The organism is Parafilimonas terrae, assembly GCF_900115755.1.
GTDB classification, from domain to species: domain Bacteria; phylum Bacteroidota; class Bacteroidia; order Chitinophagales; family Chitinophagaceae; genus Parafilimonas; species Parafilimonas terrae.
Map to the genome: position 1 here is coordinate 104364 of NZ_FOXQ01000011.1, position 13073 is coordinate 117436.

Below are 13073 nucleotides of genomic sequence, written 5' to 3' on the forward strand. Positions count from 1 at the left end.
TTCTTCTTACTTAGAACTTAACATTAAGGCCGAAATTGATGATGCGCTGATTGGGATAAGCCTGCTGATATACTTCCGGGTCAACACGGTCGAAGGCCGCATGCGTAAACAGGTTAAGGCCATTGGCAAATACCCTTATCTGCGTCATCTTTAAACGGTTAACCAGCTTATAAGGCAATGAATAACCTATCTCTGCATTTTTTAAACGGAAGTAATTACCGTTGCGCATCCAGTAGCTGCTCCAGAGATCATTGTTGGCATTGATACCAGGCGTAAGCCGCGGAAATGCAGACGCAGTACCAATTTCGGGCGTCCATCTTCCAACTATGTAAGTATATGCCTGCTGTGTGCCTGACCCGAATGAATTATCAATCAGCAAATATTTTCTGTTGGCAACACCCTGCAGCAATACACTTATATCAAAACCTTTGTAGCTGATGCTGGCTGTTACGCCATAAAACATTAAAGACTTTGATTCGCCAATAGCTGTTTGATCGTATTGATTGATCAAACCATCATCATTTAAATCTTTATATTTTATATCGCCGGGCTGCAACGTATAACCTGCAGGCGCTGCTGCTGTTTCAGCTTCTTCCTGTGTTTGAATCAATCCATCGGCTATATATCCAAATTCAATATTTACACGCTGGCCGGTGCGTTTATTCCACCCATAAGCCTGTTCAATCTCATCACTGTAAATAACTTTTGATTGCTGCGAAGAAATATTGCCTGAAATAGCGTAATTAAAATCTTTGATATTATTCTGATAAGTAGCCTGCACTTCAATGCCTGAATAATTATTAATGCCAAGGTTTTCATACGGATAACCAATACCGATCATGGATGATTGCTTGCCACGCAATTGCAATAAATCGAAGTAGCGGTTGTTATAATAATCGGCAGTTAATAAGAACTTATTCTTAAATAAAGCGGCATCTATACCCACATTATATTTATCAGCTTTCTCCCATGTTACATTCGGATTGGCAAGCGTGGTTTGCTGTGTTACGCCCTGTGAGGCCCTGTTTATACCAATAGGATAGGTTGGGTTAACGATATTCAACTGGTAGCTTTCACGCCATGTGAAATAGCCCACATTATCATTGCCTGTTCTGCCGTAAGTTGCACGGAGTTTAAGATTGTTTATCCAGCTAACATTGTCTTTAATAAAGTTCTCTTTGGCAAGGTTCCAGCCCAGGCCGGCACCATAAAATAAACCAAACTGGTTGCCTGGCGGATAGTAATCCTGTCCGCTGTAATTCACGGCTGCTTCAAGAAAATATTTTCCATCAAAATCATACGTTCCTGCAAGTGCAATATTCTGCAGCGTTTTAGGCAGGTCGTAATTAAATATGCTTTCATACCTGTCGTAAAAAGCTTTTACAGTAAAGTTGTTTTTCCTGATGGAACGCGTATAACCTAAAGCACCCTGCAAATACCAGAACTGCGCACTGTAAGTGAGGTTGAAATTATTTCCCTGGTCGGTAAAATTTCCATAACGGTTATACGATGTATCGTTGCCGCTTACAGAGAATTTAAAAGAAGGAACACCTGCGCTCCTGTTGGTGGAATTGGCTGCATATACCGAAATATTGCTTTGCACTTTTGCCCATAAACCCGGCACAAACTGGTCGAATTTATAATTGAGTTCCAGGTTTGAAAAAATATCCCTTTCATAATCTTCTATATAACCTGATTGGGTTAATTGCGCATACAAGTTTCTTTGAAAAGCCTGTGTGCCGCCAAAAGAACCATCAGGATTGAATACAGGATAAGCATTATTAGGCGTTGAATACATCTGGCTGATGATGGCATCTGTGCCGCCGCCGGGCTGGTTTTCTTCCTGCACCCGTGCAAACAATTGCAGCTTTGCATTAAAATACTTCGTTACATCCACATCAATATTGGAATTAACAGTGTAACGCTTTATCGTAGCGTTGGTTTCATAAGCAGGGTTACTGCCATTGAACAATGCATTGTCAGATAAATAACCCAGACCAATTGTATAACGTGCTGCTGTGCCGCCACCTGTTACATTCAGGCTGTACCGGTTTATAAGCGAATTGTTTTTTAATATGGTATTAAACCAGTTTACATCGGGATGGCCATAAGGGTCCGAATGATCCCGGTATGCATGAAAGTCTGCTTCTGTGTAAGACAAAGGTTTGCCTTCATTGCTTTGCGCTTCGTTATACAAATAAGCATACTGGTATGCGGGCAAAGGATCGGGTAATTCAAGCGCCTGCTGTATGCCTGTTTGCGCCGTTAAAGAAATGTGCGGCTTACCTGCCACCGGCTTTTTTGTTGTAACCAGTATAACGCCTCTTGAACTTCTTTGCCCGAGCAATATGGTTGAAAGGCCATCTTTCAGCACGCTCACAGATTCTATGTTTTCAGGATCGATCGTATAAATATCGCGTTGCACGCCATCAACAATTGTAATGGGTGATTGACCGCGCAGGGTAAGGTTTATCTCGGTATTATCATTAGGTGCACCGAGGCCTTTCTGGTTTGGATAAAACAATCCATCCACGTCAACCGAGCCAAGTGCATTATCGTTGAAACCTTTCCAGCCGCGGTTTTGCTGCGTATATAAACCCGGCAGCCTTCCTGCCAGTGCATACGCATACAATGATGCCGGTGTTGTTGTAAGCTGGCCGTTATAAATGGTGGAAACAGATCCTAATATTTTTTGATTATCCCTTGTTTCATACAAAACATCTGTTGTGGCAGGCGCTGCAAATGCAGCGGGTGTAAGCTTTGCAATGATTATGGCTGATGAATCAGGTACGGCAATGCTGCTGGTTTTATAGTTGGAATAACTGAATTGCAGCACATCGTTTGGCTGTATTGCAATGCTGAACACGCCATCTTCAGCCGAAGTTGTTACGGCGTTTGTTTTCTTTGACTGAATGGTAACGCCTGCCAGCGCACGCCCGTATTCATCAACCACATTACCCTTAACCGTGAATTGCTGGGCCATTGTTTGCGCACAATAACAGGTTATAAAAAACACCAGTATTAAAAATTTTTTCATACAACAATTTGTTTTAGCTATGATGGCTTTATGCATGTTCAGGCTTTTATCATTTGCATTTAAAAGTGTATTTAAACGGTGCATCCGTATTGCCATAACCTGTTTTAAGCGCCCCTGTTTGATCGGTGAAATAATATTGCAGTTGTTTCAGCTCAATGCCATCCGGCACGTTGAAAAACTTCTTTGGCCAGAAATCTATGCGCCATTGTTTTATATCAAAAGGCGTGAGCTGTGTTTGTGCCGACGGCTGGCAAACTTCTATGCTGTCGCCCGTGGTAGTAAAGGCTTTTGCACAGAAATAAATATTGGCCTGGTTCTTTAATGCAGAGGTATCAAGATTGCCATTGTATTTGATAGTGATAATATCGTTGAGCGTGGAGCTTGACGGTTCTGCTGGCCCAATTTGCGGATTACAGAAATCCTGCACATCCACAGTGAGGTCATTTCCTATCACTTCCATACAGGTTCCAAACTGGCTTTGATAATAACCGGAATTTTCATCAGACAAGCCATCTTCATCTTCACACATGGCATAACCAGGCTTAAAGCTTAAATAATCTTCGCCGGTTTTTATGCTGATGTATATAGTGCCATTTACAGTGGTTTGATTGGCTGCGAATAATTTATTGTCCGTCCAGAAAACAACCCATTCCATGTCATTGATATAGTTAGGGCCAATGCCAAACTTGTTCATCATTGCAGTGGGATAAGATAACCCGGTTGAAGGCTCTGTAATGCCATCGGGTATCACAACGAGTTTTCCATTTCCTACATCACTTGTATAAGTCATGGTGGTATTGAGTGCTGCATTCCATGATTTGGGCACACAAATACCAACCACCTGCCTGTCGTTGCGGTCGTAGTTTATTTCAGACCATTGCAACGCTATCACCATGTGTGCAGAATCGCCGGGCGTAACCAATGCATCCTGGCTTACAATGGTGAGCGTTGAAACACATGCAGTAATAATTAAACCTGCAAAAGCAATAAACAATAACAGGTATATCTTTCTCCTGATCGATCCTTTATTTTTTGATGTTGCCTGCATGTTTAATTAGATTTTTCAAATGTGTAGATGTAAGTATTGGAGTGACATCCGGGACTGAATGTTATGCTTAATGTGCGCTGCCCTTTTGATACAGGCGTTGCAATGCTGCCGCTGAAACTGCTGGTGCTGTCAGCAGGTTTAAGTGTAATGTTGTAAGGATATTGCGGATCATCCGATGACCAGGTGCCGGCTGCATTGTTTACAAGAAACGGAATGTTGTTTCCTTCAAGCGTATAAGTATTATCGGGCGATAATGTAAGCCTGAAATCAGCCGCATCAATGTATTGTGTTATGTCAACCGTATTCCTGGTAACATTTTGAATATGCCAGGTTGCATTCAGATCTTTCACCGGCTCGGCCATCATTTCTTTTTTTGTGGAGCAGGAAGCAGCGGCCATAATCATTATAACAGGAAAAAATATTTTTCTCGCAAGCATATATTTCAATTTTATCTTTTTTAATATCCGGGGTTTTGCAACAAGTCAGAAGATTTGGCAACTTCGCTTTGCGGAATAGGCCATAAATACATAGCGGCCCTGAAACTGCGTTTACGCACCGTTTCTTTTGAATAGCTGTAGTTGCCGTTTGCATCTTTTTGCACACGCATGCCATACATGGTTTGGTTATCTGTCTGATCTGCAATCTTCCATCTTCTTACATCCCAAAACCTTGATTCTTCAAATGCAAGCTCCACCTGTCTTTCATGCTGTATCGCCGTGCGCATTTCATCTTTATTCATTCCTTGTTTCAACTGGTAAGGATCAAGGCCTGCACGCTGCCTTATTGCTTCAACGGCATCATATACTTCCTGCGACGGGCCTGCATATTCATTCATAGCTTCAGCATACATCAGCAAAATATCGGCATATCTTATCATCGGGTAGCACCGCTGCGATACATTAAAGAAGTAGTTAGGAATTACATTATCATTACACATTTTATTTCCATAATAACCGGTGGGCGTGCCTGCGCCAAAGCCATCGCCGTTTGGCTCGCCGTCATACGTGTAAACAGGGCGCAGCTGGTCGTAAGCAACATAGATCATAGACAGGTTATGCGTAACGGTAAAGTCTAAACGCGGGTCCCTGTTGGTATATGGATCATCTGCGTTATAACCTGAAGCTGGATCAGTGATAGATAACCCGTTTTTCATTTCAAAGGCATCAACAAGATTTTGATAAGGAAAAGAACCCTGCGTGGAACTTCCCCCGCGGGAAGGCGGCCTCCATAAATTTTCAAGATCTTTATTATCGGGTTCCATCCTTGCAAAAATGTATTCGCTGTTTACACGCTTTTGAAACAGGTTGTAAAAGCCATAACCGGGCTTTGTATCGTTATCAATATTTAAACTGTAAGCGCCAAGGTCAATAACCGCTTTAGCCGCATCTGCAGCCAGTTTCCAGCGGTTTACATCATAAGTGGGATAACTTATAATTGCTTTTAATGCAGCGTCATCTGTTTCTGCACCACCATTAAACAACGGGCTTGCCGCATACAGCAGCACTTTTGCTTTTAAAGCAAGCGCTGCGCCTTTTGTTGCCCTTCCATAATCAAGGCCGGCGTAAGATGCAGATAATAAAGAAGCAGCAAGATCGCATTGTTCCGTAATATAATTCACGCACTCTTCGTAAGTGTTTCTTACCGTATTAATTTTATCTGTTTCTGCATATACGGTATCGCCAATTACAGGCACACCGCCATAATGTTTCAGCATCAATGCATAATACCATGCACGTAAAAAAATGGCTTCGCCTTTTGTCCTGCTTTTTAAATGATCGGGGAAGGGAATAACAGCAAGATGTTTTAAATATTGGTTTACGGCCCTTATTTGCGTATAGGAATTATTCCATGCATCTGTTGCAATACTGAATGCCGTTACGCCGCCGGATGCAAACTGGTTGTAGGTGGTAACGGTTGTTGACAAAGGCCCTTCGGCTTCATCGCTGCCGGCATCAAGGCCTGCAGCACCGCCAAACCTGGAAAGGCTAAAACTGAAATCTACATTTGCATAAATATTCGAAAGAAAATCCATTGAACGGGCGCTGTCAGAAAATACGGATTGTTCATCGAGATCGGTCGTTGCAGTTTTATCAAGGAAATTTTCTTTTGTGCAGGCTGTAATTAAACATGCGCAGGCAGTAATGGCACCAAAGAATAATCTTTTCATATCATCGTTATTGTATATAGTCACTCATTTTTTTTGCAACCGCTATTAAGTTCTAATTATTTCTTAATTATTTTTTAACCTGCGGTGCTATTAAATTATATAAAGAAAAGCCGAACCGTCATTTCGACGATAGGAGAAATCTCTTGAATAATTAGCAACATAAATTTTATGAGACGTCTCGCTACCCGGGCATGACGCTCTGTCAACATAATTTAATACTAACATGCTCATAATTCTAACAGCACATCACGTTAGATATACCTAAAATTGTTGCTACCGGTCTGAGGCTTTTGAAGTGCCTGGCAGCGTTACGGAAACAGAATACGGTTTATCTGCATCATCAATGCCGCGTTTGGTATTGGGCGCATCACTCATTTCAAAATGCAATACGCCACCGTTAATAATATCATTATAAGTAATCCAGTTATGGTTATAGTTTACGCCATTCAGTTTGGCTGATTGTATATATACATTTTTAGCGCTGTTGTTATTTGCCTCAATAATAAACTGCTTACCATTTTCCAGCGTAATTGTAACCTTATTAAACACCGGGCTGCCAATTACATATTGATCTGTGCCGGGGCAAACAGCATATAAGCCCAAAGCGCTCAACACATACCACGATGAAGTTTCACCCTGGTCTTCATCGCCCGGAAAACCATTGGGGCCTGCATTATAAATCTTCGCCATTATTTCCCGTAATTGCCTTTGCGATTTCCAGGGCTGGCCGCTGTAATTATATAAATAAGCTGCGTGCTGCACCGGCTCATTGCCATGTGCATACTGGCCAATATCCTGCAATACCATTTCTTTCATTTCATGTATTTCGTGGCCGTAAGAACCATACTTTACAACATTCGGCGCTGTAAATAAACTATCCAGTTTTGCATTAAATTTTTGTTCGCCGCCCATCAGCTTTATTAAACCATTTATATCATGAAACACCGACCATGTCCATTGCCATGGATTGCCTTCGGTAAACGGGTCGCCCCATTCAACAGGATCAAAATTTTCAGGTACCCACTCCCCTGTTTTTGTTCTGCCGCGAACAAAGCCAACCGCAGTATCAAAAATATTTTTATAGTTAAACATTTGCCTTGCAAAAACATTTTCATAAAATGAATTGCCGGTAAGTTTTGCCAGTTGATAAGCGCACCAGTCATCATAGGCATATTCCAATGTTTTAGCGCCGCTTTCACCTACTTCTTTGTATGGAATATAGCCAAGCTGAAACCAGTATTGATGGCCTTCCCTCCCGCTTGAACCGCCCCAAAATCCTTTATTGGTGGCTTCATGCAAATAGGCTTCCAATGCTTTTTCCGGATCGAAAGTTTTTATGCCTTTTATCCATGCATCGGTTAATAATGATATAGCATGATTGCCTACCATTACGCCGCTCATGCCAGGGTTTGACCATGTTGGATAAAAACCATATTGCTGCTGTGCATCCAGCAACGATTGCATATACCTTCCTTCCATGGTTGGATGCAGGATATTGCTTAACGGGAATTGTGCACGGAATGTATCCCAGAAACCATTATCGGTAAACATATACCCATCATGTATTTTGGCATCATAAGGACTAAAATAATATGGACTTCCATCTTCCTTTATTTCATAAAATTTATGGCTGAATAAATTTGCACGAAACAGGCAGGAATAAAACGTGGCCTTTTCTTCTTCTGTGCCCCCTTCAACCTTTACGCGCCCTAACAATTCATTCCAGGTTTTATTAGCAGCAGCAGTGGCTTCTTTCAATTTTTTGTATTGGCCCAGCTCCTGTTGCAAAGTAAGCGCAGCCTGCTCCGGGCTTATATAAGACGAAGCGATTTTTACGTTCACCTTCGCGCCTTTTTTAAATTGTATATAAGCGCCGCGCTTTTGCCCTGAGTCAAACAAATTATTCGCAGTTATGCTGCCATCTTCCTGCTTCCAGGTGCCATAAGCAACAAAAGGCTGATCGAATTGTATAACAAAAAAGTTTTTAAATTCTTTGGGGATGAATGTGCCGTTGGTAACATAACCAATGATCTTTTTTTCTTCCGGTATTATTTGTATGGCGCTGAATTTTGTATAACCATCAAACACCATAAACGCATCTTTTTTTGGAAAAGAAAAACGCATGAAAGCGCCGCGTTCCGTTGGGCTTATTTCAGTTGTAATACCATTATCGAATTTTACTTTATAATAAGATGGCTTTGCAACTTCATTATCATGTTTAAAAGAGGAAGCGCGTTCATCTTCATTCACCAATAATTTTCCGGTAACAGGCATTAAAGCAAACACGCCGTAATCGCCCATCCACGGGCTGCATTGGTGCACTTCCTGGAAGCCTCTAATGGTTGTTGCATCGTAAGTGTATTTCCAGCCATCGCCATTCTTGCCGGTTTGCGGCGACCATGAATGCATGGGAAACGGCAAGGCTATGGTTGGATAAACATTACCGTAAGATAAATCCCAGCTTGAGTTAGTGCCCTGCAATGTATTTACATATTCAACCAATGGTTTTTGTGCATGTAAACAGCAGGTAATAAAAAGAAAAATAGCGATGAATTTAATTCGTATAAATGCAATCATGTTATAAGATGAAATTATTATTACAGGTTGAAATTATTGCAGGCAGGCATTGGTTTTTAAAAACTTCAGCGCTTTGCTGATATGTTTTTCTACCGTGCTTACAGAAATATTCAACTGGCCGGAAATATCCTTATAAGAAAGGTCTTCACTGCGGCTTAATAAAAAAGCCTGCCTGCATTTTTCAGGCAATAAATTAATGGAACGGCTGATATGATAAGCCAGTTCTTTTGTTTCATAAGCATGGCAGCTTGTATTAACCGCGTAAGTATAAACATATCGTATATGCCTGCTGTACGTATCCCTAACCACCTGCGACCGGAATTCATTCATCACCTTAAATTTTAAAGCCTGCGAAAAATAGGCACGCAGCGAAACCGTTAATTCAAACTTATGACGCCTGTTATAAAAGCTGATAAAGATTTCCTGCGCCATATCTTCCGCTTTTTGTTTCGACTGTAAAAGTTTCATTGCAAGCTGCATTAAAAAATCCCAGTAGCGGCTGTATATTTCTTCAAAAGCTTTTTTGTCATCTTCTTTTATAAGATCAAGCAGTTCCCTGTCTGAAAGTTGCTGGTGGCAGTTATTCATCATAATCATGGCAATCAATTTTAAGTACTGGCGTATAGCTTTCTTACAAATGATAAGCAGTAACCGTAGCAAAAAGAAAAATTTATGCCCGTAGCAAGAAGATTTTTTGTTTCATGTTTGTACGGATTTGTCTCAAAATTGATAAAGCAATTACTTGAAACAATTGTATTGGTTAATATTGACAAAGATTATTACAGTTTGCCAGGTGGATTGAATAAGGTGATAAGGTTGAACAAAAATGATTGATCGTTCTGCTATTAAGATCAGCAAAACAATAAGGTTACATATTCATAAAATTTTTTAAAGAGAATGTGTTAAACCTTAGTAGCAGAAAAAGTTACATCCCTCATTCCAACCTTATTCTCTGAAAATTTGCAGATTGTTATATTCAGGTTTTACGATTGACGTTTCACGATAAACCTGCCATGCAATTATGCAGCATTAGGAATAAGTAACACTGCCATCTGCACAACTGCCGGTAATCAAACAATTCACTTTCACCGCATATTTGCCATATATGAGGAAATGCTTTGCATTCATGGTATTGTTATTTATTATGGCTGATGCCCGCAGCCAGCCTTACTATTTTACGCACTACCAGGTTGAAGATGGCCTTTCAAACAATGCTGTGCTTTGCGTAATGCAGGACCATCTTGGTTTTATGTGGTTTGGCACAAGGGATGGACTGAACCGTTTTGACGGGCTTTCTTATAAAATCTTTCGTAATAATCCTTCAGACAAAAAAAGTATTGGCAGTAACGCCATCATGAGCTTATCAGAAACAGCAGATAAAAAAATTTGGGCGGGCACGGAAAAAGGTTTATTCATTTTTGATGAACTCACAGAAAGCTTTACAAAATTTGAGCCTGCAGGCAATGGCTCGGTGCAATCTGTAAAAGTTGTTGGCGACAACGTATATTATATAACGCTGTATGCACTGTACCGGCACAACATAAAAACAAATGTTACCAGTGCATTTCAAATAAATAAAGAAGTAACGGCTTACAATATTTTAAAAGATGGCAGTTTATGGGTAACCACTTCATCGGGCACCATTGCAAAATACAATGCAGCCAGCAACAGCTTCGATGAAAAATATGATCTCTTCAGCCATTCCGGTTATGTTGTTTCAAAATGGATTCAATCGCTGTACGATGCAGGCAATGGCACTTTGCTCATCGGCACATCTAACCAGGGTTTGAAATTATTCGATATAAAAACATCAACGTATAAAGACCTGCTTACTTTAAATACAGACAAAACAGATATAATTGTACGCGACATACTGGCCATCAATAAAAATGAATACTGGATTGCAACACAGTCGGGCATTTATATTTTAAATATCAGCAACGGCAATTATTACAACCTTAAAAAACAGATTGAAGACCCTTATTCTTTATCAGATAATATTGTGCAAACGCTTTGCATGGATAAACAAGGCGGTATATGGGCAGGCACTTATTTTGGCGGCGTAAATTATTATCCTAAACAGGATATTATTTTTAAAAAATATTTTCCCAAGGTAAATGAGAATGCCATAAGCGGTAATGCCGTGAGTGAAATTTATGAAGATGACCACGGCATGTTATGGATAGGCACAGAAGATGCAGGGCTCAACAAATTCAATCCCGCAACCGGCAATTTCATCAATTACAACCCGGCGAAAAACAGGCAAACGGTTTCATATTCCAATATTCACAGCCTGCTTGCTTATAATGATACGATATGGGCGGGCACTTATTTACACGGGCTCGATTTACTGAACAACGATGGTAAAAGGCTGCACAATTTTAATACGCTTAATGCCAATATAGGCAGCAATTTTATAGGGGCATTACTTAAAACAAAGCGTGGTGAAATAATTGCTGCCACTGATAAAGGCGCATTTAAATACCTGCCATCAACTAACAATTTTGAACGCATTACCGCCTTGCCAAAAGGCTTTTTTCGTGCGCTGGGCGAAGATGATAAGGGCAATATATGGGGCGGCACTTATGGCGATGGCATCTACATTTATAACCCCTCCACTAACAAAGCAGACCATTATTTTTTTTCTATCAATCACAACCAGGTTATTGCCTGCAACATTGTAAACTATATTTATTACGATAGCAAAAACACGGTATGGTTTGCTACTGAAGGCGGGCTTTGCGCTTATAAACCTGAAAAAAAAGAGCTGCATATTTATACATCGAAAGATGGCCTGCCCGCAGATGTGGTGTATGCTATTCTTGAAGACAACCATAATAATTTATGGGTAAGCACTTCCAAAGGGCTGGTGAGGTTTACGCCTTCAACAAAGGAGATAAAAATATTTAATAAATCGCATGGGCTACTCACAGACCAGTTTAACTACCGGTCAGCCTGCAAGGACGATAAAGGCAATATGTATTTCGGCAGTGTTAAAGGCATGATTAGTTTTAATCCTGACTCCATCACTAACAACGATTTTATTCCACCTGTTTATATTACCGGTTTCCAGGTATATAACAAAGAGCTGGCGATAGATTCAACAAAGTCGCCGCTTAAACAATCTATCACGTTCACCAAAAAAATCACATTGGCGCATAATCAATCATCTTTCAATATTGATTTTGCTGCGCTTAATTATAACGCACCTTCCACCATTGGCTATGCGTATAAAATGGAAGGGCTTGATAAAGGCTGGACTTATCTCTCCACCAACCGTAAAGCCTACTTTACAGAGCTGGCGCCGGGCAGCTACACCTTTCTTGTAAAAGCATTGGGCGAAAAAAATGCAGCCAGCAATTATGCAAAACTTGATATTGAAATATTACCGCCGTTCTGGCGCACCTGGCAGGCATACACTTTATATGTTGTGCTGGCTTTACTGGTAATATTTTTTACAATTAAATTTTTTATTGACCGGTCGAGGGCAAGGCAACAGCGCAGGCTTGAAAAACTGGCGTTTGAAAAAGAAAAAGAAAATTATGAAGACAAGATAAATTTCTTTACCAACGTGGCGCATGAAATTAAAACGCCGCTTACATTAATAAAAGGCCCGATGGAAAATATTATGGACCAGATTGATGAACTGCCTTCCATTAAAACAAGTGTTGAACTGATGAGCCGTAATACAGACAGGCTGATGCACCTGGCCAATCAATTGCTTGATTTCAGAAAAATTGAAATGAACGGCTTTCATCTCAGTTTTATTAAAACAAATGTTTCCGGCCTTTTGTATGATAATTATATACGTTTTAAACCGGTGGCTGAGCAAAAAAATATCAGGCTTGATGTAAAGTCGGTTGAAAATTTATCTGCCTATGCAGATGAGGAAGCATTGAATAAAATATTCAGCAACCTTATTGATAACGCGGTTAAATACGCAGAGAAATTTGTTTCCATCAGCCTGCATTATACGAATGACAAAAAAGAAAAATACCAGTTAATATGTTCCAACGATGGCTTTATTATTCCCGAAGAAAATAAGGAAGTGATATTTGATAGTTTTTATCGCCTTAAGGAAACATCTAATCATGCCGGCACCGGCATTGGTTTAACGCTAAGCCGCTCGCTGGCAGAAATGCATAGCGGCACGCTGGTGTTGGATACATCTGCAAAACACATGAATGTATTTGTGCTTACATTGCCGGTTCATCCCATCAATAATACACATAACAGCGACTGAA

General features: G+C 40.5%; 7 protein-coding genes. 1 reads left to right on the forward strand and 6 read right to left on the reverse strand.

Going from position 1 to position 13073, the window contains the following annotated elements; translation table 11 throughout:
• Positions 1 to 10: 10 nt before the first annotated feature.
• The 6 genes from BM015_RS16410 to BM015_RS16435 all read right to left on the reverse strand — a co-directional run bounded on the left by BM015_RS16410 (position 11) and on the right by BM015_RS16435 (position 9420).
• On the reverse strand, positions 11 to 3037 hold the full coding sequence (locus BM015_RS16410; protein WP_177191940.1) for a SusC/RagA family TonB-linked outer membrane protein: 3027 nt from the start codon (positions 3035 to 3037) through the stop codon (positions 11 to 13).
• Between the two features lie 49 nt (positions 3038 to 3086).
• Entirely contained in the window at positions 3087 to 4085 is a 999-nt protein-coding gene (locus BM015_RS16415; protein ID WP_090661027.1) for a DUF4961 domain-containing protein, read from the reverse strand.
• 2 nt (positions 4086 to 4087) lie between these two features.
• The gene (locus BM015_RS16420; protein ID WP_090661030.1) at positions 4088 to 4522 is read right to left on the reverse strand and encodes a DUF5004 domain-containing protein; all 435 of its coding nucleotides are present in this window, start codon (positions 4520 to 4522) and stop codon (positions 4088 to 4090) included.
• Between the two features lie 20 nt (positions 4523 to 4542).
• Positions 4543 to 6252: a RagB/SusD family nutrient uptake outer membrane protein gene (locus BM015_RS16425; RefSeq protein ID WP_090661032.1), complete on the reverse strand. Its 1710-nt coding sequence runs from the start codon at positions 6250 to 6252 to the stop codon at positions 4543 to 4545.
• Between the two features lie 273 nt (positions 6253 to 6525).
• Complete coding sequence (locus BM015_RS16430) at positions 6526 to 8829, reverse strand: GH92 family glycosyl hydrolase (RefSeq protein WP_090661034.1); 2304 nt, start codon at positions 8827 to 8829, stop codon at positions 6526 to 6528.
• 33 nt (positions 8830 to 8862) lie between these two features.
• Positions 8863 to 9420: an RNA polymerase sigma factor gene (locus BM015_RS16435; protein WP_177191941.1), complete on the reverse strand. Its 558-nt coding sequence runs from the start codon at positions 9418 to 9420 to the stop codon at positions 8863 to 8865.
• A gap of 514 nt (positions 9421 to 9934) precedes the next feature.
• Here BM015_RS16435 and BM015_RS16440 point away from each other — a divergent pair.
• Positions 9935 to 13072, forward strand: coding sequence for a ligand-binding sensor domain-containing protein (locus tag BM015_RS16440; protein WP_090661038.1), 3138 nt, complete (start codon positions 9935 to 9937; stop codon positions 13070 to 13072).
• The last annotated feature ends 1 nt before the right edge of the window (position 13073 follow it).